Genomic DNA, 19819 nt, shown 5'->3' with positions numbered 1-19819 from the left:
CTTTTGGGTTACTGAGTACATATCCGTTGCTGCGGTAACGGCGGCTTAGGGTTCCGCCCTTACGGCGGGTCACTTTTCCAGACGCCGAAAAGTAACCAAAAGGCTGGGCCCCGGCGTACGGCCCTCGCTTAGGCTCGGGTTCCTTCGTTACGGGGTTGATCCGGGGGCATCGCCTCCGGTTGGCTTCGCTGCACCTCCTCTCGATGTGTTTGGCTGCGCCAAACGGTCGCTGCGCTCCCACCCCCGGATAAATCCCTCCACTCAGCCTGCCGAAGGGGCCGGCACGGCAAGATCAAGAGCTTTCGGCGAGCTGACACTCGGCCATTGAGTGGTGAAAAGCATGCGCTTGGCTTTAGCTCCCTGTGGGAGCTGGCTTGCCAGCGATAGCAATCTCCCAGCCGACCAATCTCCAACAGCTCACACCCAATCCAACTGTGGGAGCTGGCTTGCCAGCGATAGCGACCTCACAACCACCCAGTTTCTTCCAGGTGTACTCAATGCCAATGTCTGCGACGCTTACGGATCGGCCCCATGCAGCAGCCAATCGAGCAACAGGCTGCTGTCGCGCGGTGGTGGCGTTTCATTCGGTGGTGCGGGACGCGGGTTGGCGAGGCAGAGGATCGGTCGATCCGGGTCGCTGTCGAGAAAGCTCACCCACACCTCACTGCCGGCGCGGGGCAACTGGTGGGCGGCGAGCCGGCCGGTGCCGGTCAGCGCGATTGGCAGCCACAGGCACGCGGACTCGGCTGTCTGCGCAGGCCAGAGACTGACGCCGATGCGCCCGCGATCATCCAGTGCTGCTGACTGGCCGGGCGATCCCAGCACTCGTGCCAGGTGATAGCCGCCGATGTTCGGGCGCGGCTGCGCCAGGGGCGGGCGAAAATCGCTCGACCAGGGCAGGGCGCTGAAGTCGTTTCGGTAGCGATGCACGTCGGTTGTCGGATCGAGGATCGAGGGGTGCTGGCCCTGATGGTGCAGCTCGGTGATCAGCCATTGCTCGTTGAAAGCATTGATCGGGTGTTCGCTGATCTGCAACAGATGCCCGCTGCGCAACGCGCTGCAGTCGCCGGAGCCGCGGATCGTGCGCGACTGGCAGCGCTGACGCTGCAGATGGCGCCGGCTGCGTTGTTCGGAGTGACGCTGGTCGCTCGACAGGTTCAGCGGTGTGAGCGCGGGCACGGGGTGGTTGGCCGCGTCTGCGGTAATGACCGCCTGGCCCCGGTTGCGAATGCCGGGCGCGGCCATGACCGGTGTCGCGTCATGACGCTGTAACAGCGTGCTGATGCGTGGTGACGGCGTGTCGTCGGCAACGGCAAAAGGCACTGGCAGCGGCTCCTGCGGCAGGCTCAGGTTGTCATCGGCAAACACCAGCACATGCCCGTTCGGGTGATGTTCGAAGTGATAGTGAATACCTTCCTCCTCACACAGCCGTTGCACGAAGGCCAGGTCGCTCTCCTCGTATTGCAGGCAAAATTCCCGTGGCGGGTATTGGCCGACACTCATCTCGATCCGGTAACTGTCCGTTGGCAGTTGATGTTCTTCGAGCAGTTGCGCAAGGATCGTCGGCACGCTCGTTTGCACGAAGACCCGGCGCCGGGGCGGCTGGTCCAGACTCAGCAGCAGCGGGACGAGGATCAGCCGGTAGCCGATGCGGTGGCTGGCGCGATGCTCGCAACTGACACTGTGGATCAGGCCGTGAATCCCGTGATCGGTACCCAGGCGCAGGAACGCGGGTTGGCGCAGCAGGCTGCCGGGGGGCAACGCTGGCGCCAGACCGATCACTTCTATCTCGAAGCGAAACGGCTGATTGAGTGCTTCGGTGCCGCTGAAACGCAATACCGGCAGGCACAGCGGGCCGTCGGTCAGGGTCAGGGTGAACGGGCTATCCTTGTCATTGAGCATTCGTACGGGCTCTGTGGGCAATACGGACGGCAGAGGGTACGAAAACGCGAGCACGAATGGTCATGGCTGGTGGGCTTTTCAGAATCGCCCTACAAGTCGTGGTGAAGATGTCGATCCAACAATGATTTTTTTGGTCGATTGCCGACTTTAGGCCGTATAAACTTGGCGCCACGCGTCGGCCAATAGATGTCTCGGCGCCACAGATCAAGAGAGTGAGTAATGGGCGCACAGTGGAAGGTTAAACACAAAGAAGCGGCAGCCAACGCCAAGGGCAAGATCTTCGGCAAACTGGTGAAAGAAATCACCATCGCTGCCCGCAACGGTGCCGATACCGCCACCAACGCACACCTGCGTCTGGTGGTCGAACAGGCCAAGAAAGCCTCGATGCCCAAGGAAACCCTGGACCGCGCCATCAAGAAAGGCGCCGGCCTGCTGGGCGAAACCGTGCAATACCACCGTGTGACGTACGAAGGTTTCGCACCGCACCAGGTTCCGTTGATCGTCGAGTGCGTCACCGACAACATCAACCGCACCGTTGCGGAAATCCGCGTGGCGTTCCGCAAGGGGCAGCTGGGTGCTTCCGGTTCGGTGGCCTGGGACTTCAACCACGTCGGCATGATCGAAGCCTCGCCGGACACCCCGGACGCCGATCCGGAAATGGCCGCGATCGAAGCCGGTGCCCAGGACTTCGAGCCGGGTGAAGAGGGCGCGACCCTGTTCCTGACCGATCCGACCGACCTCGACGCCGTGCAGAAAGCCCTGCCTGAGCAAGGTTTTACCGTGCTGTCGGCCAAACTCGGCTACCAGCCGAAGAACCCGGTCAGCGGCCTGAGTGCCGAGCAGATGGCTGAAGTCGAAGCGTTCCTCGAAGGCCTCGACAACCACGACGACGTGCAGGACATGTTTGTCGGTCTGGCGGGCTGATTTGCTGCAAAGATAACCTGTGGCGAGGGAGCTTGCTCCCGCTCGGCTGCATAGCAGTCGTTGTTTTTGGGACGGCTTCGCCGTCCAGCGGGAGCAAGCTCCCTCGCCACAGGATTTGGGTCAGTTACAGCTTTTCCAGCACCTCAATCACTTCGCTGAACCCCGGCCGCGCCAGCACATCCGGCTGACAGCAACGCTGTTCCAGCGCCTCCAGCACCTCGCGTCGTTCATCGCTCAACCCCGAGTCGATGCGCGCCAGCAACTCCCCGAGCAGAACCCCGAACGCCCGCACTTCGATGCGCTGCAGTGCCCGGGTTTCCAGGTTGTCGGTGGTGGCATGGAACGACGCCGCGCCGAAATCCCCGAGCAAGCATTCGCCCTGATCGTTCAACAGAATGTTGTGGCCGTAGAGGTCGCCGTGGGTGATGCCCTGTTGATGAAGGTGTTCGGCTGCCGAAGCGATGCCTTGGGCGATGTTCAATGCCACTTCGGCACTGAAACGGCAATCTTCTGCGTAGACATCCCGTGAGCAGCTCGCCAGGCTCGGCAATGCCGCGAGGTTGCGAAAGCTTGGGTCGATCAGTTGCATTACCAGTCCCTGTTGGCCATCAGGATGCCCGTGAATACGGCCCTCCACGCGGATCAGGTTCGGGTGCAGGCCGGCGGTGATGCAGGCGTTCATCTCGTGCAGCGGCGATCCGTCGCTGGTCATTTCACCTTTATACAGTTTCACCGCTACCGGCACCTGCGAGCCGTCGGCGCGCTGCCACTGCGCCCGGGAAATCACCCCCGACGCGCCTTCGCCCAGGCGTTGTTCCAGACGCAGCGCCGACCAGTCGATCAGCGGCGTGGCTTCCAGCGCGGCGGCATCGGCCTCGGTTTCCAGCGGATTACCGGCGTACGCCAGCCAGGTCAGGCTTGGCAGGGTCAGCAGCCACTGCGGCAGTTCACGCATCTGGTTGGCGGCGATGCGGATCAGCTCCAGGCGATGGCACTGGCTCATGGAGGCTGGCAGCGCTTGCAGGCGATTGCCGGCCAGCAGCAACTTTTGCAGGTACGGGCGCTCGCCCAGTTCGGTCGGCAGGGTTTCGATGCAGTTATCGGTCAGGATCAACCAGCGCAGCAGCGGCGGCAATGCAGCGCCCGGCACGTGGCTGATGCGGTTGGCCTTGAAGCCGATCATCGTCAGCGCCGCACATTTTCCGACGCACTCCGGCACCTCGGTGAAGCGGTTGTCCGAGCAGAACAGGATGCGCATCCGGGTCAGTCGATGCAGGTCGTCCGGCAGGCTGCTCAAGGCGTTGCCGCTGAGGTTGAGCACCTCCAGCGTATCGGCCAGTTCGAAAATCTCCCGGGGAAACTCGGTCAGTCCGCAGGACAGATCCAGCCGGGTAATGCCCGACAACTCGCCGGCGCGCAATTGAGCAAGGGTGTGCATGGGGATGTTCACTATCAAGGGAAAGAAGCGCCGGGCGCTCGGAATGGGCGACATGATAACGGCAATGGCTGGATTTGCATTGACCCGACCCTCGATAACACCGGAAACCCTGTGGGAGCGAGCTTGCTCGCGAAGGCGTCCTGTCAGTCAGTGATTCGTCACTGACACTCCGCTTTCGCGAGCAAGCTCGCTCCCACAGTGGTAATCGGTGGTGATCAATGGGATCAGTGGATTTCCTGCAGCTGCCCCAAACGGCTGCGGGTGCGGGCCAGGTCGATGGCATTGCCGCCAAGCGCATCGCGCAGTGGCAAGCGGCTGAGCAGGATCAGGTGTTTGTCCTGGTCGTAGAGCACGTCGATCAGGTTGATGAAGCGCTGTTGCGCGGCGATCGGGCATTCGCCCAGTTCCGGCAGATCATCGATGATCCAGTGATCGAAACGTCGACACAGCTCCAGATAATCCATGACCGCCGTTGGTTGCTCACACACATCGTTGAAGGTGAAACCGACGGTGCGGCCTTCGCACAGCCGTGCCTGCAAGTGCCGGATGCCCACCGGCAAGGCAATCGCCGGCGCGTCCTGCGCGGGCAGGTTCAAGGCCTGGCGCTGGGTCGCGGTGGCCGGCCACACATAGTGGCCCTGGGTGAATAACTGATGCGCATGGTTGCTCGCCTGGCTGCGGTAATCGTGCGGGCCGCCGACCTCCATCACTTGCATGCGGGCGTTGATCAATTCGATCACCGGTTTGAAGCGCGCGTGATAGAGCGGGTTGGGCAGCAAGCCTTCCGGCGGATAGTTGGAGGTCACCAGCAACAGGATGCCGCGCTGGAACAAGGCCTTGAACAGGCGGGTGATGAGCATCGCATCGCCGATGTCATGCACATGAAATTCGTCGAAGCACAGTACCCGGCAATCGTCTAACAGCTCGTCGAGGGTGACGCCGAGAGCGTCGTCCTGTTCGCGATGGTTAAACATGCCCTGATGCAACCGGGCAAAGAATTCATGGAAATGCACGCGCTGTTTCTGCGCGGTCGGCAGCGCCTGGAAAAAACCGTCGAGCAGCCAGCTCTTGCCACGTCCGACCGCACCATGCAGGTACAGGCTCGGCGGCGTTTGCGGCCTGGCGCCGAACAACAGGCTGGCCTGCTGCGCCATGCAATCGATCACCCGCTGCTGGCTGTGGCTGAGGGTGTAACCCTGGCCCTGGGCCTTGCGCCGGAAATAGTCGCGGATCGACTGGGCATTCGCGTCATGCCCGGCATGCGCTGGCCGACCCTTGGCGAACCAGCGGCGCAGCGCCGACCAGCGTAAGGTCAGTGGCGATCGTTTGGGCGCTCGAGAGGGCACAGTGCAGTCACTCCGTGTTCATCAGACCGGCGCCCGGAGGCGCGGCGCCGTAGTGTAACCAGAGGCTGCGCCCGGCTTCTATCGCGGCTGGTCGACTGTGGGCGATCACTGAACAGATTTGTGCGGAGCGTACAGCTATTTTCAGCGATGTAATTCGCCGTGTTGCCAAACTTTCGAAACATATCCCGGCAGATCCATGGATCCAATCGACTGGCGAATTCGTCGACCGTTGCTAATCTGAAACACAGTAACGTCATCCAGGATGTTCCCTCACAAGGAATGGGACAGTGATTGTACGTGTGGTGATGGGCCTGCTCGGGGTGCTGGGGGCCTCGGTGCATGCGGCGGATCTTCAGGTCGAAGTCCGCGTTGACGTGCAGCGAGGCTGCCAACTGATCGGCCAGCAGCGTGAGGCGGGTATCGAACAACTGGGTGTGCTGGATTTCGGCAGTACTGCGCGTCTCGATGATCCGGCCGGATCACTGGGTGCGGCACTGACCAACCAACGTCTGCCGCGCCTGGAGTGCAACCCCGACACGCCGTATCAGCTGCGGGTCGACGGTGGCCTGCATGGCGGCGTTGGTGAGGTTCGCTACATGGCGGGGGCTGCGGGAAGCCAGCCGATTCCCTATCGGCTGTATCAGGACGCGGCGCGCCGGGTGCCGCTGGTGGTGGACGTGCCGGTCAGCGGCCGGGTGCCGGACACCGGCACGGTGGAGCTGCCGCTGTATGCACGAATCGAGCGTCTGGCGCAGGTGCCGCAGGTCAGCCGCTATTCGGATCTGGTGAAAGTCACCGTGACCTGGTGAGTGCAGGATTTCAGGCAATTCGCTGGAGGCGGGTTGCGCAGGGAAGGGGCGTTCAATGCTGAACGCAAGGTACGCAGGCATCCTGAAGGAGTAGGACGGACGCAATGACAGGCAAGCACTGGATGGTCATCGCCACGGGTACGTTGCTGTTGCTCGCTGACGACGCACAGGCGGCGATCAGTGGGCAGATCAATGCGCGGCTGATCCTGATCGCCGGGTGCGAAGTCACCAACAGCGCCACCCCGGCGATCCCGGTGAGCAATCTGGGTACCCTCGATTTCGGTCAGCAGGGGCCGACCTGGAACGCGCCGATCAAGGCCAGCCTCGACGGCGACAGCAGCGGCAAGCTGAATGTCGCCTGCAATCCTTCGGTCACCGGTTTCACCGTCACCATCGATGGCGGCAGCCACGGTGACGGCACCACCCGCCGCCTGAGCAACGGGCGTCAGACCCTGCCTTACCAACTCTTTCTGGATGCCTCCGGCAGCCAGCGCTACAGCATTGGTCAACAACACAATTTCGCTGTCACCAGCGGTGCGCAAATACCGATTCCGGTGTTTGGCACGGTGGTGGCGAATACCCGCGCGGTACCGGCAGGTGTCTATACCGACACGCTGACGGTGACGCTCGACTGGTAACCCCGTAGAGGACGGACACCATGCGTACGTTTGCATCAAGGATAGGTTTGTCGTTGCTCGGCCTGACGCTGGTTTCCAGTGCCCACGCCGCCACCACGGTCACCGGCCAGATCACCGCCAGCCTGACTCTGATCAGCAGCTGTCAGGTCAATGGCGCCGGCGGCTCCACGGGCCTGAACTTCGGTGCGCTGAACTTCGGTACCGCCAACAGTCTGTTCACCACCGCCAGCGGGCAAGTGCTCGGCGGTGGCGGCGGGGCGTTGTCGATTCTCTGTTCCAGCGGCACGACCCCGGTGGTCAAAGTGCGCGCCGGTGCTCACGACGGGCAGTCGCCGGGCGGCGCTCGTGCGCTGTACGACGGTGTCGCCAACTATGTGCCGTACGATTTCTACACCGATGCCGGGCATTCACAGCTGCTGCCGATCGACGGCACGATCAACCTGGCGACCAGCACTGGCGTGGCACAGACGGTGAATATCTACGGTCAGGCGGTGGGCAAGGCCGGGCTGCCGGCCGGGACTTACACCGACACCGTCGCTGTCGAACTGACGTTCTGATGCCATGCGCCGCCAGGGCTGTGCCGCGCTGCTCCTGCTCTGTGCGGGCAGTGTGCCGCTGCCGCTGGGGGCGGCGACCAGCCAGAGCTTTCAGGTCAGCGCGACCGTCACGCCGGGGTGTCTGGTAGTTGGCGGGGTGTCGAATTACGGCGGGCTGAATTTCGGCTCGCGCTCGGCCCTCGCGACGGGAACGGTGCAAGTGGCATTGACCGGCGGCGTGCAGCTGCAATGCACCCCCGGTGTGACCTTGAACATGAGCGTCGATGGCGGCCAGTACAACAGCAGCGGTCGCCACATGCAGATCAACAGCGGCAGTGCGCGGGTGGCGTATGCGCTGTTTCGCGATGCGGCTTACAGTCAGAGCCTGGGCATCGGCCAGAGTGTGGCGGTGGCCTATAGCGATGCAAACAACATCAGCCTGCCGATTTACGGCCAGGTGCAATTGCCGGGCAATCAGCCCGGGGGGACGTACAGCGACGTGTTGCAGGTGCAGCTGTCGTGGTAAAGCGACATTTGAATGGCCGACAAGGAGCAGGTTCATGGGGGCAGTTACGTCTGGACATTCGTTGTTGCAGGGCGCGTTGCTGGCGCTGGTCATGCTCGGGGCCGGCCATGCGCAGGCCGCCAGCTCGGTGCTGATCTGGCCGATCGATCCGGTGCTGGAGGCCGATCAACAGGCCAGTGCGCTGTGGCTGGAAAACCGTGGCACGGAAACCGCCAACCTGCAGATCCGTGTGTTCGGCTGGAGCCAGAGCGGTTTTGCAGAGCAATACCAGAATCAGCGCGACGTGATCGGCAGCCCGCCGGTAGCGAAGATCGAGCCAGGGCAAAAGCAACTGGTGCGTCTGACCCGGACCAAGGATGTGCCGCCGGGGCAGGAGCTGGCCTACCGGATCATCATCGACGAAATCCCTTCCGCCCAGCCGCCGGCTGCCGAGGGCGGCAAGACCGCCGCCGCGATCCGCTTCCAGATGCGCTATTCGGTGCCCTTGTTTGCCTACGGCGCGGGGCTGTGGAGCAAGGAAGACAGCAGCCGCCCGCGTGATCCCAAAGGTATCGGTGTGCCGCAACTGAGCTGGCGCACGGTGACGGTGGACGGCCGGCCGTATGTCGAGGTGCGCAATCAGGGCGCGGTGCATGCGCGGCTCACCGACGTGGCGATCAAACAGGGCGGACAGAACAAACCATTGGCCGAAGGCTTGCTGGGTTACGTGTTGCCGGGGGCGGTGATGCGCTGGCCGGCACCGGGGCCGTTGGCCAGTGAGTCGGCGTTGCAGGTGCGGGTCAATGGCGGGGCGCAGGTGCAGAACATTGCGCCGGGACGCTGAACCAAGACCCTGTGTTGAGTGGATTACTGTGGCGAGGGAGCTTGCTCCCGCCGGGTTGCGAAGCAGCCCCAAGTCAGGCGAGCACGCAGTGTCAGGTAGCCCGCTTAAACAGATCTAACGACGGCTGCGCCGCCGAGCGGGAGCAAGCTCCCTCGCCACAATGATTGCGTCAGGTCGTCAAAATTCCAGAGAAAGATAACTGGCTTTGGCAAGAGTGGCATCAGGAGGATCAAGTCCATTGACGGACGTAAAGCGTGTATGAGCCCGGGATGGGCTCGTCGTATTCAGCGTCCGTTGTGGCTCATGACCGGCGCGTGGTGCCTGATGTTCGTGCAACCATCTGAGGCCGGCGAACTGCCGCCGCCGCCCAGCGGCATGGAGGCTGTGAGTGATGCACAGTTGTTTCTGGAACTGGTGGTCAATCAGATGAACACCGGGCGGGTGGTGGCGGTGCAGCAGCGTAACGGGCATCTGTTTCTGCCGGCCAGTGCACTGCGCGAAACCGGAATGAAATTGCCCGAGGGCAGCGCTGACGAAGTCGATCTCGACGGTTTGCCGGGACTGCACAGCGAATACGACAGTGTCGGCCAGCGTCTGCTGCTGGATGTACCACCGCAGTGGTTGCCGGACCAGTTCATCGGCAACCGCGAGAACTATCCACGCACCCCGGCGCTGAGCAGTTTCGGCGCGTTGTTCAACTACGACTTGTACCTCAACGACACTGACGATGCCGGCACTTATCTGGCGGCCTGGAATGAGCTGCGGCTGTTCGACAGCTGGGGCACGTTGTCCAATACCGGGCAGTACCGGCGCACCTTGTCCGGGGATTCGGTCAGCACGCTCGACAACGGTTACCTGCGCTACGACACCACCTGGCGTTACTCCGATGACGAGCGAATGCTCACCTACGAAGGCGGGGACGTGATCAGCGGCGCCTTGCCTTGGAGCAACTCGGTGCGTCTGGGCGGCGTGCAATTTTCACGGGATTTTGCCGTGCGTCCGGATCTGGTCACCTATCCGTTGCCGCAGTTCGCCGGCGAGGCCGCGGTGCCGTCGTCGGTGGATCTGTTCATCAACGGCTACAAGTCGAGTAGCACCGACCTGCAACCGGGGCCGTATACCCTGACCAATATTCCCTTCATCAACGGCGCCGGGGAGGCCGTGGTAGTGACCACTGATGCATTGGGGCGGCAGGTGTCGACCACGGTGCCGTTCTATGTCACCAGCAGTCTGCTGCAAAAAGGCCTGAGTGATTTCTCGGTGGCGGCCGGTACGTTGCGCCGCGATTACGGCTTGAAGGACTTCAGCTATGGCCCTGGCGTGACTTCCGGCAGCCTGCGCTACGGTGTCAGCGACAGCTTCACCCTGGAAAGCCACGCCGAAGCGGCTGACTCGCTGAGCCTCGGCGGCATCGGCGGCAATTTGCGTCTGGGCAATTTCGGTGTACTCAACAGCGCCATCAGTCAGAGCCGATTCGACGGCGACGGCGGCGAGCAGTTGAGCCTCGGTTATCAGTACAGCAGCCAGCGCTACAGCTTTTCCTGGCAGCGCCTGCAACGTCGCGACCAATACGCCGACCTGAGCGTGATCGACAGCCCTTACATCAGCCTCAGCCGGCGCAGCGAGCAGGCGACCCTGAGTGTCAACCTCGAGCGCTGGGGCAGCCTCGGTGCCGGTTATTTCGACGTGCGCGCGGCGGACGATTCGCGCACGCGTCTGCTCAACCTGAGCTGGAGCAAACCGCTGTGGCGCAACAGCAGCTTCTACCTGTCGGCCAACCGCGAGATCGGCGACAGCAACTGGGCAGTGCAGGCGCAACTGGTGATCCCGTTCGATCTGCGCGGCAGCCTGGCGATCAGCAGTGAACGCAGCAAAACCGGGCAGAGTCAGCAGCGGGTCAATTACAGCCGCTCGGTGCCGACCGAGGGCGGGGTCGGTTTCAATCTGGGTTACGCCAAGGGTGATGGTCCTGACTATCGCCAGGCCGACGTGACCTGGCGTATGCAGTCGGTGCAGTTGCAGGCCGGGGTCTACGGCACGTCCGAGGCCGAGACCCGTTGGGCCGATGCCAGTGGCTCGCTGGTGTGGATGGACCGCCAGGTGTTCGCCGCCAATCGCATCGACGACGCGTTTGTGGTGGTCAGCACCGAGGGTTTCGCCGATATTCCGGTGCGCTACGAAAACCAGCAGGTCGGGCAGACCGATAAAAACGGCCACTTGCTGGTGCCGTGGAGCAGCGCGTACTACCGCGGCAAATACGAAATCGATCCGCTGAATCTGCCGGCCAACGTGCGCAGCCCCAACGTCGAACAACGTATCGCCGTACGCCGTGGCAGCGGCTACTTGCTGGAATTTCCACTGACCCGGGTGATCGCCGCGAGCATCGTGCTGGTGGATGCGCAGCAACGTGAACTGCCACTGGGCGCGGGCGTGCTGCACGAGCAGAGTGGTACGAAGACGGTGGTCGGCTGGGACGGGCTGGTCTATCTGGAAAACCTGCAGGCGCAGAACTCGTTGTTGGTGACGCTGGCCGACGGCAAGACCTGCAAGACGCAATTCGCTGTGGACATGCAGCAAAGCCAGGTGCCGCTGATCGGCCCGTTGGTGTGCCAATGAGCGCGGCGCGGATCTGCCTGTGTCTGGCGTTGCTGCTGCCGGGGATGGCGCAGGCCTTGTGTTCGGTGGTCAGCACCACGCCGGCGGCGTTCGGCTCGATCAGCTCGATTGCCGTGCGCACCACGACGCAGCCCAGTTCCACGCTCAACGCCGGGTTGAGTTGTACTGGTTCGCTGCTGTCATTGCTGACCAGCAACGATCATTTCTACGCCACCATCACCTCGACCCAGAGCGGCTTGCTCGGGCCGACGGGCGACGTCATTGGCTACACAATCTACGCCAACAACAGCACCAGCTACCCGGTGACTCGCGGCACCGCCTATGACTTCGCGCGCAACGGCATCATCGATGCCTTGGGACTGCTCAACGGCACCACCCCGAAAACCGTGCCGCTGTATCTGGGCACGACCATTGGCAGCAACGTTGCCGCCGGTGTCTATACGGAAACCCTGAGCATTTTCTGGAACTGGAATTACTGCTCCGGGATCGGTATCGGCAGTGTCTGTCTGGGGCGCGACATCAATAGCGGTACCGCGACGTTGACGGTGAACCTGACCGTGTCCAACGACTGCACGATTACTGCGCCGAACATTGCCTTTGGTAGCGCACCGGTGATCAGCGCTTTTACCCCGGTGACCGGGCAGACGATCAATCTGGCCTGTACCAAGGGCAGCGCCTACACCGTCGGTTTGAGCGACGGGCAGAACCCGGTCAGTGTTGGCGGTCGGCGGCGGATGATTTCCGGGAGTAATTATCTGGCCTACGACATCTTCAAGAGCGCCGGCACCACTCGTTGGGGCAGCGTTGGCAGTGCCCGTCGCAGCAGCACTGACGCCGAGGTTAATCCGGGGAACGGTTTGGGTACGGGGAGCCAGATCTTCAATTACAACGCGAAGATCTACACCGACCAGACCACGCCGCCGGCGGGCACTTATTTGGACAATGTGGTGCTCGACATAGGTTTCTGACCCAACACAGTCCCCTGTAGGAGCTGCGGCACGCTGCGATCTTTTGATTTTTAACATCAAGGTCAAAAGATCGCAGCGTGCCGCAGCTCCTACAGGGGGGCTTTCAGAATTGCATTGATTGCTTCAGTTGTTTTGCCGCCGGCGAGTCCGTCGGGCTGACCATTGCATAGTTGTACCCGCCACCGGACCAGTAATCCGCCTGCAGATCGCCGTCGCTGCGGCTGCCGCGTGGCAGGAAGGTGTTCTTCGGCCCAGGTGGCCGCACATAGAAACTGACCTTGTGGCCGCTGCGATCCTCGTACATGACCATCGCCGCCGGGCCTTCGTCGGTGCTGAGCAGGCGGCCGCTGACCGGTTCGAACCCGGCGGATTTCAGGTCCGGCAAGCGACTGGCCTGAGTGAAATAGCGATCGAGCCAACGCTGCATATCGCCGTCAGTGTCGACTTTGTAGTCCGCTGGCAAAATCCCTTGCTGGGCAATCAAACGATAGGCCTGCAAGGCGTCGGTCATCGGCAGCATCGAAGACCGCACCAAGGTCATCTCCCGTGCCTGCCAGCCACTGAAGCCGCCGATGCCGACCGCAATCAGCAACACCGCGGCGCTGGCCAGGTGCCGCCGCGACTGACGCTTGAGGCGCTGGCGAATCAGCGCCGGATCGAGCGCCGGATTGGCCGGTTGTTGCAAGGCGCCGCCCAGTGCTGCGCGCAACAACTGGGCGTCGTGCTGCCAGGCGCGCACCTGCGCGGCGGCTTCCGGGTGAGCGGTCAGCCAGGTGTCGATCAGACGCCGGTCGGCTTCGTTGAGTTGGTGATCGACGTACGCGTGCAGGTCGCGCTCGCTGGGGGGCATGCTGATCATTTGAGTATCCGCAAAGAAGGGCTGCTGATTTCGCCGTCGCTGAGTTGGCGCAAGGCCTGGCGGGCGCGGGACAGGCGCGACATCACGGTGCCGGTGGGGACGTCCAGAATCTCGGCGACTTCCTTGTAGCTCAGGCCTTCGACCGAGACCATCAGCAACAGTGCGCGTTGCTCGGTGGGCAGGCGATCGAAGGCTTGCAGGGTCGATTGGGCGATCACGGTGCGCTCGGTCGAGGGTTCGGCGTCGTCGCGACCGGTGAAGAATTCGAGCATCCGCGCATAACGACGGGAGCGTCGGTGGGCGTCGAGAAACTGCCGATAGAGGATCGCGAACAGCCACGCGCGCACGTCCCCCTCGGCGCGTTTCGCACCCCAGCCGGACAGGGCCCGCTCGAGGCTGGCCTGCACCAGATCGTCGGCGCTGCTGCTGTTGCGGGTCAACGACACGGCAAAGCGGCGCAATCTGGGAATGATTTCTCTCAACTGTTCGTCGAATTCGCTCATGAATTTCTGCTAGTCACTACGCTGTGGACTAGGGAGACGTCTGCCGTTCGAGGTTATTCCACGTTCGGAAAAATAAATACCGGGCCATGGAATAAATCCCGCTGGGGTGCGTCTTGCTGATTCTTCCCTACTTGTGGCCGATGGCCCTGGAGTTATTCATGGTTGATCGCACTTCACCGCCGGGCAGGCCGCCGCGTCCGCCCTTGAGTGCCGCGAGCACAGTGTTGCGCCTGACGGCGATTGCCGTGGTGGTTGCCGCTGTCGCTGGGGCGTTTGCCTACGTGCACGGTAATCTTGACCCACAACGTCTGACGCCCAAGGCGCTGGTCGATGTGCTGGAGAAAAACAACGGCGTGCATCCCGGGTTTCGGCGCAACCACGCCAAGGGCGTGTGCGTGATCGGGCATTTCGAGAGCACTGGCGAGGCGCGAGCGTTCTCTTCCGCGCAGGTGTTCAACGAGGCGCAGACGCCGGTGGTCGGGCGTTTCGCATTGCCGGCGGGCAATCCCTACGCCCCGGACAGCAGCGTGCCGATCCGCAGTCTGGCGCTGCGTTTCACCCAGGCCAACGGTCAGCAATGGCGAACCGGGATGAACAGCATGCCGGTGTTCCCGGTCGGCACTCCCGAGGCGTTCTACCAGTTGCAGCAGGCACAGTCGCCGGATCCGGCCACAGGTAAACCGGATCCGTCGAAAGTCCCGGCGTTCTTCGCCGCGCACCCGGAAGCCGTGCCGTTTCTGACGTGGGTGAAAACCGCCAAACCGTCGGCCAGCTATGCCACCGAAACCTACAACAGCGTGAATGCGTTCTATCTGGTCAACGCCAGCGGGCAGAAGCAGGCGGTGCGCTGGAGTGTCACGCCACTGGCGCGTGATGCCGCCGGAGCCGCGGCGCCGGAGGGTGCGGATTTTCTCGAGAAGGATCTGGTGCAGCGCCTGGCCGAGGGGCCGTTGCGCTGGCAGCTGAATATCACCCTGGCCAACCCCGGTGATCCAGTGAACGATGCGAGCAAAACCTGGCCCGAGGGTCGCAAGGTGATCAACGCCGGCACGCTGGTGCTGGAGAAGACTCAGCCGCAGCTCAGCGGCGAATGCCGCGACATCAACTACGATCCGCTGGTACTGCCGGCCGGTATCGAAGGTTCCGACGACCCGCTGCTCGCCGCGCGTTCCGCCGGTTACGCCGACTCCTATCTGCGGCGTACCAGTGAAGTCGGCCAATTGCCCGCCGCCCGTCAGGAGGCTCGCCCATGAGCACGCAACCGACTCATTTCGCGCTGTTGGCGCGGCTGCTGCACTGGCTGATGGCGCTGATGATCATCGCCATGTTGTTCATTGGCGCCGGCATGGTCACTTCGGTTTCACAGCGGCATGAATGGCTGATTCATCTGCACAAACCGCTGGGGATTGCGATTCTGCTGCTGGTGATCGTGCGTCTGTTGGTGCGGTTTTCCACCCGACAGCCGCCGCTGCCCGCCGATCTGCCGGGCTGGCAGGTGATGGCGGCCAAGGCTTCGCATGTGTTGTTGTACGCCTTGATGCTGGTGTTGCCGCTGCTCGGTTGGGCGATGATCAGTGCCTCGGGCGAGCCGGTGATGCTCAGCAATACCTTGCAGTTGCCGTCGATCCTGCCGGCCGATGCGCAAGTGTTTGCCCTGCTGCGCAAGGCGCATGGCTATCTGGCGTATCTGTTGTTCCTGACGGTGCTGTTGCACCTGGCGGCGGCGCTGTTCCACGGTTGGGTACGCCGCGACGAGGTGCTCGACAGCATGTTGCGCGGTCGCGATCGCGATTAACCCGCCTGCGTGGCGCACCGCTGCGGTGCGCCACTTTTCAGGGTCAGCCACCAATAGCCCAGCGCCACTGCATTGATAGCGGCGCCAAGCAGACACACGCCGGTCCAGCCGGCCCAGGCGTACATCGCCGTCGAGGTAATCGAACCCAATGCGCTGCCGATCGAATAGAACAGCATGTAGCCGGCGGTGAGGCGGCTTTGCGCTTCGGGCCGCACGCTGTAGATCATGCTTTGGCTGGTGACGTGTACGGCCTGCAAGCCCAGATCGAGGGTGATCACCCCCAGCAACAGCGCCCACAACGAGGACTGGGTCAGGGCGATCGGCAGCCACGAGGCGAGCATCAGCAACAGCGACAGACCACTGACCCATTGGCCCAGGCCGCGGTCGGCGAGATGTCCGGCACGCGCGGCGGCGAGTGCACCGGCGGCACCGGCGAGGCCGAACAGACCGATTTCGCTATGGGACAACGACAGCGGTGGGGCGGCCAACGGCAGCACCATCGGCGTCCACAAAACCATGGCGCTGGCGAAGGTCAGCAGCGCGAGAATCGCCCGTTGTCGCAGCACCGGCTCTTGCCTGAACAGGCTGAACACCGAAGCGATCAGCGCGCCGTAACGGCTCGCCGGCTGCGCGGCTTCATTCTTGGGCAATACACGTAACAGCAGCAGCGCCATCAGCAGCGTCAGCCCCGCCGACAGCAGATAAATTGCCCGCCAACCGGCCAGATCAGCCATGGCCCCGGCAACGGTGCGCGCGAGCAGAATACCGACGACGATGCCGCTGGTGACCACGCCGACCACGCGCCCGCGTTGCGCCGGGATGGCCAGTGTCGCGGCATACGCCACCAGCACTTGCGTCACCACGGCGAGCAGGCCGGTCAGGGTCATGCCGAGCAGCAACCACGCGCTGCTTGGCGCCAGCGCGATCATCAGCAGTGCGGCGGCCGAGAGCAGGGTCTGGGTGACGATCAACCGGCGTCGGTTGAGCAGGTCGCCGAGTGGCACCAGCAACACCAGACCGATGCCGTAGCCGATCTGCGTCAAGGTGATGACGATGCCGATGGTTGCCGGCGACATGGCGAAGGCCTCGGCCATGGCGTCCAGCAGCGGCTGCGCGTAATACACATTGCCTACAGCCAGACCGCAGGCAATGGCGAACAGCAGCACAACGCTGCTTTTGAGGGGTTGAGATTGCATGCCCTGATTCCTTTTTGGGTTTCAAATTAAAACCAGAATTACGGTAAGCATTCTGGTTTTAATTTGCAACCTTGTTGGTTATGGCGTTTGAATGCGCAAAAAAAAGATCGCAGGCATAGCTGCGATCTTTGGGTGGAGCGGGGGAGGGATCAGCGCAGAGTGTCGACCATGTCGGCGATGGTGGTCAGCACGTCCTTGCCCAACTGTTTCGAGCGCTTGCCCGACCAGCCCGTTTCTTTGTTCGGATGGTCGTCGTGATCCTTGAACGGCATTTCCAGAGTCAGCGACAGGCAGTTGTATTTCTGCCCGACCGCGTTGCAGGCCAGGGTCATGTTGGCCTGGCCCGGTTCGTCGCGGGTGTAGCCGTACTGGGTCTGGAAGTCTTTGGTGGTGTGCTTGAGGTGCGTGCGGAAATGCTCTTCAAGCTTCTCGATGCGCGGTGTGTAACCCGGGTTGCCTTCACAACCGGCGGTGAACACGTGGGGGATTTCCTCGTCACCGTGTACGTCGAGGAACAGATCGACGCCGTACTTTTCCATCTGCTGTTGTACGAAAAGTACCTCGGGGCTGACCTCCTGACTGGCGCTCTGCCAGGCGCGGTTCAGGTCCTGGCCCATGGCGTTGGTACGCAGATGGCCGTGGAAGGCGCCGTCCGGGTTCATGTTCGGCACCAGATACAGATCCGCGCTGGCCAGCAGTTTGTTCAATACCGGGTCGTCGTGGCGTTCCAGGCGTTCGATCACGCCCTCCATGAACCATTCGGCCATGTGTTCGCCCGGGTGCTGTTGCGCGATGATCCAGACTTTGCGCTGGCCTTCTGCGCCGCTGCCCTTGCGCAGCAGTTGAATGTCCCGACCCTCGACGCTCTTGCCGGTGGACACCAGTTCGGTGCCGGCCTTGCTCAGCGCCTGCTCGATCAGCCAGTCGTGACGACCGCGGCTGTAGGGTTCGAAGTAGGCGAACCAGGCGTGAGTCTGCTCGGCTTCGAGGCAAAAGCGCAGGCTGTCGCCTTCAAAACTGGTGGGAATGCGGAACCAGTTGACGTGATCGTAGGAAGCGACCGCCTGATAGCCGGTCCAGGCTTTGTTGTAGGAGGATTGGCTGGCGTTGACCAGGCGAAACCAGTGTTCCTGATGAACATGCAGGCCGCTGGCCTTGAAGTGGAACCACTGGAAGTGAGCGCTCCGGGTATCCGGGCGAATGGCCAGAACCGGGTTGAGCGGATTGGAGATGTCGATGACTTGGATGTTACCGCTGTCGAAGTTGGCGCTGATGTCGAACGAAGATTTGGCCACGGTCATATCGGTTCCTGAATATGATTTTTATGGCAGCTACTTTACACGCAAGACTGCGGTGAAACCGAGGGAAATTGCGGGTTGCGGTGGGGGGCGTCTTCCGTGACGCGCAAGCAGCTTAGAGACTGTGCGATTGATTCTCAAGTGCTAATTGTCATTAGTTTGCCCCAATCGGGCCGGGCTTTGCTTGCCAAGCGATATTCTTTTGATATTATCCGCGCCATCGAATTTGCAGCACCCAAAGACTTCATTAGCCTGAAGCCATAAGCCCGAAAAACGGGCAAAAAAAAGACCCGGCAAAAAGCCGGGTCAAAAACCGTGATTAGCCTGATGAGGAGATAGTCCAGAAGACCGACCTGAGGTCTCTGGTCCATCGACTGATCTCGCGACCAGCTGCTTGCAATAATAATCATTATCATTTGCAAGTCAAATGTTTTTATCTGCGCGATTGGAAAATTCTTTCCTGTCCGTCCGCTTCCCGTGTCAGTCAGAGCTGCTCGCCATCAATTGAATGGTCGACCATCGCTCGCGCCATATCCACCATATGCACCACCGAAAATGCCAGGTCGCGGCTCGCGCCCTGCAGGTTTTCCGCTGCCTTGAAGGCAGTGGCGGCTGCACAACGCAGCAGATCCGACGCGTGCACGAGCGCTTCTTCGCCGCTGAGATGGCGTTTCACATCGAAAAAACGTTCATCCACCTCAGGTTCTGAAACAGCTGGTTTCAAGTAATAGTCCAGTGCTCGCTGCGCTGCCGCGTTGCCTTGAGGGGAGGTGAACGTGGTGTCCATTTGCAGATCGGGCAAGTCTTTGCTGCTGATATTCATGGTGAAGGGTCACTCCTTGTTCGATTGAAAGTCCGTGCTGCCAGCATAGTACGGTGCGTAGTTGTGACCAGAATTTAAATACTACAATATGTGTTTTGCCGGCCGAAGGCGGGGCAAGTAAGGTGCCGCACATGGATAAATGGATTGAGTTGGTCAAGGCCAAGATGAGTGAACTCAAAATCACTCAAACAGAGCTCGGAGAGCGCGTCGGCATGTCCCAGGGCGGGATCGGCCATTGGCTGAACAAACGTCGCGAGCCGGGTATTACGGAAATGAACCGCGTATTGCAGGCGCTGGGCATGGACTTCCTGGAAGTGGTGCTGGTGATTCGCGAGCCGCAGGAGACCGACGATGACGAGATGCCGCTGGCGCAGAAGTACAACCCGTACTTCCGCTATCCGGTCAGCGACTGGCACACGCCGTGCGAATCACGCGAGAGTGCAACCGCCGCTTACGCCCCGACGCATGACAAGCAGCGCTTCGAACTGACGGACTATCACGCCCGTGGCGCAGCGTTCTGGCTGACAGTGACGGGGAATTCGATGACCGCACCTTCAGGCCAGAGCGTCGCCGAGGGCATGCTGATTCTGGTGGATCCGGAGGCGGAAGCGCTGCCGGGCAAACTGGTGATCGCCCAGTGGCAGGGCTGCGATGAAGCGATCTTTCGCAAGCTCGACGAAGAGGGCGGCCAGCGTTACCTGGTACCGCTCAATCCGACCTGGCCCAAAGCCCTGTTCACCGATGAGTGTCGAATAATCGGCGTGGTGGTTCAGGCTACAGCGCGCTTCTAGTCAGATCGATCCTCGCTTTGCGTAGGAT

General features: G+C 62.0%; 19 protein-coding genes. 11 read left to right on the top strand and 8 right to left on the bottom strand.

The genetic code is table 11. The annotated features are described in order from the left end of the window. Positions 1–516: 516 nt before the first annotated feature. Positions 517–1902: a type VI secretion system Vgr family protein gene (locus tag ACU680_RS13650; RefSeq protein WP_448179706.1), complete on the bottom strand. Its 1386-nt coding sequence runs from the start codon at positions 1900–1902 to the stop codon at positions 517–519. Positions 1903–2121: 219 nt separating this feature from the next. Between ACU680_RS13650 and ACU680_RS13645 the strand changes: the two genes are divergently transcribed. Next, positions 2122–2826, top strand: a complete 705-nt coding sequence (locus ACU680_RS13645) for a YebC/PmpR family DNA-binding transcriptional regulator (protein WP_027614601.1) — start codon at positions 2122–2124, stop codon at positions 2824–2826. Positions 2827–2950: 124 nt separating this feature from the next. Here ACU680_RS13645 and ACU680_RS13640 read toward each other — a convergent pair whose 3' ends face one another. Both ACU680_RS13640 and zapE read right to left on the bottom strand, forming a co-directional pair. Then, positions 2951–4264 (bottom strand): leucine-rich repeat-containing protein kinase family protein, encoded by a 1314-nt coding sequence (locus ACU680_RS13640; RefSeq protein ID WP_448179705.1) that lies wholly within the window; start codon positions 4262–4264, stop codon positions 2951–2953. Positions 4265–4488: 224 nt separating this feature from the next. Further along, positions 4489–5610, bottom strand: coding sequence for a cell division protein ZapE (zapE, locus tag ACU680_RS13635; RefSeq protein WP_448179704.1), 1122 nt, complete (start codon positions 5608–5610; stop codon positions 4489–4491). Positions 5611–5897: 287 nt separating this feature from the next. Between zapE and ACU680_RS13630 the strand changes: the two genes are divergently transcribed. From ACU680_RS13630 to ACU680_RS13600, 7 genes are all read left to right on the top strand, one after another. Next, positions 5898–6419, top strand: a complete 522-nt coding sequence (locus ACU680_RS13630) for a Csu type fimbrial protein (RefSeq protein ID WP_448179703.1) — start codon at positions 5898–5900, stop codon at positions 6417–6419. A 104-nt stretch (positions 6420–6523) separates the two neighbouring features. Then, complete coding sequence (locus ACU680_RS13625) at positions 6524–7057, top strand: Csu type fimbrial protein (RefSeq protein ID WP_096795681.1); 534 nt, start codon at positions 6524–6526, stop codon at positions 7055–7057. A 20-nt stretch (positions 7058–7077) separates the two neighbouring features. Next, the gene (locus ACU680_RS13620; protein ID WP_007961145.1) at positions 7078–7614 is read left to right on the top strand and encodes a Csu type fimbrial protein; all 537 of its coding nucleotides are present in this window, start codon (positions 7078–7080) and stop codon (positions 7612–7614) included. 4 nt (positions 7615–7618) lie between these two features. Further along, the gene (locus tag ACU680_RS13615; protein WP_400758810.1) at positions 7619–8119 is read left to right on the top strand and encodes a Csu type fimbrial protein; all 501 of its coding nucleotides are present in this window, start codon (positions 7619–7621) and stop codon (positions 8117–8119) included. Positions 8120–8153: 34 nt separating this feature from the next. Then, entirely contained in the window at positions 8154–8942 is a 789-nt protein-coding gene (locus ACU680_RS13610) for a fimbrial biogenesis chaperone (RefSeq protein ID WP_367084101.1), read from the top strand. Positions 8943–9200: 258 nt separating this feature from the next. Next, the gene (locus ACU680_RS13605) at positions 9201–11558 is read left to right on the top strand and encodes a fimbria/pilus outer membrane usher protein (RefSeq protein ID WP_448179702.1); all 2358 of its coding nucleotides are present in this window, start codon (positions 9201–9203) and stop codon (positions 11556–11558) included. Further along, positions 11555–12526 (top strand): Csu type fimbrial protein, encoded by a 972-nt coding sequence (locus ACU680_RS13600; RefSeq protein WP_448179701.1) that lies wholly within the window; start codon positions 11555–11557, stop codon positions 12524–12526. The genes ACU680_RS13605 and ACU680_RS13600 overlap by 4 nt, the downstream gene beginning before the upstream one ends. A 103-nt stretch (positions 12527–12629) precedes the next feature. On the opposite strand, the gene ACU680_RS13595 is transcribed toward ACU680_RS13600, so the two are convergent. Then, positions 12630–13385: an anti-sigma factor family protein gene (locus ACU680_RS13595; protein ID WP_448179700.1), complete on the bottom strand. Its 756-nt coding sequence runs from the start codon at positions 13383–13385 to the stop codon at positions 12630–12632. After that, positions 13382–13888: an RNA polymerase sigma factor gene (locus ACU680_RS13590; protein WP_258679384.1), complete on the bottom strand. Its 507-nt coding sequence runs from the start codon at positions 13886–13888 to the stop codon at positions 13382–13384. Before ACU680_RS13590 ends, ACU680_RS13595 begins: the two co-directional genes overlap by 4 nt. Before the next feature lie 158 nt (positions 13889–14046). Here ACU680_RS13590 and ACU680_RS13585 point away from each other — a divergent pair, with 158 nt between their 5' ends. Both ACU680_RS13585 and ACU680_RS13580 read left to right on the top strand, forming a co-directional pair. Continuing rightward, complete coding sequence (locus ACU680_RS13585; protein WP_448179699.1) at positions 14047–15141, top strand: catalase family peroxidase; 1095 nt, start codon at positions 14047–14049, stop codon at positions 15139–15141. Beyond that, positions 15138–15683, top strand: coding sequence for a cytochrome b (locus ACU680_RS13580; RefSeq protein ID WP_400758821.1), 546 nt, complete (start codon positions 15138–15140; stop codon positions 15681–15683). The genes ACU680_RS13585 and ACU680_RS13580 overlap by 4 nt, the downstream gene beginning before the upstream one ends. Here ACU680_RS13580 and ACU680_RS13575 read toward each other — a convergent pair. From ACU680_RS13575 to ACU680_RS13565, 3 genes are all read right to left on the bottom strand, one after another. Continuing rightward, positions 15680–16879: an MFS transporter gene (locus tag ACU680_RS13575; protein WP_448179698.1), complete on the bottom strand. Its 1200-nt coding sequence runs from the start codon at positions 16877–16879 to the stop codon at positions 15680–15682. The genes ACU680_RS13580 and ACU680_RS13575 overlap by 4 nt on opposite strands. A 149-nt stretch (positions 16880–17028) precedes the next feature. After that, entirely contained in the window at positions 17029–18180 is a 1152-nt protein-coding gene (locus ACU680_RS13570; protein ID WP_448179697.1) for a M14 family metallopeptidase, read from the bottom strand. Between the two features lie 481 nt (positions 18181–18661). Next, positions 18662–19000, bottom strand: a complete 339-nt coding sequence (locus tag ACU680_RS13565) for a DUF6124 family protein (protein ID WP_003223691.1) — start codon at positions 18998–19000, stop codon at positions 18662–18664. 131 nt (positions 19001–19131) lie between these two features. Here ACU680_RS13565 and ACU680_RS13560 point away from each other — a divergent pair, with 131 nt between their 5' ends. Continuing rightward, entirely contained in the window at positions 19132–19791 is a 660-nt protein-coding gene (locus ACU680_RS13560; RefSeq protein ID WP_448179696.1) for a LexA family protein, read from the top strand. The last annotated feature ends 28 nt before the right edge of the window (positions 19792–19819 follow it).

The organism is Pseudomonas sp. LF020 (assembly GCF_053456425.1).
The sequence above is the reverse complement of the archived record's forward strand: the minus strand, read 5'-3'. Positions and strand labels throughout refer to the sequence as shown.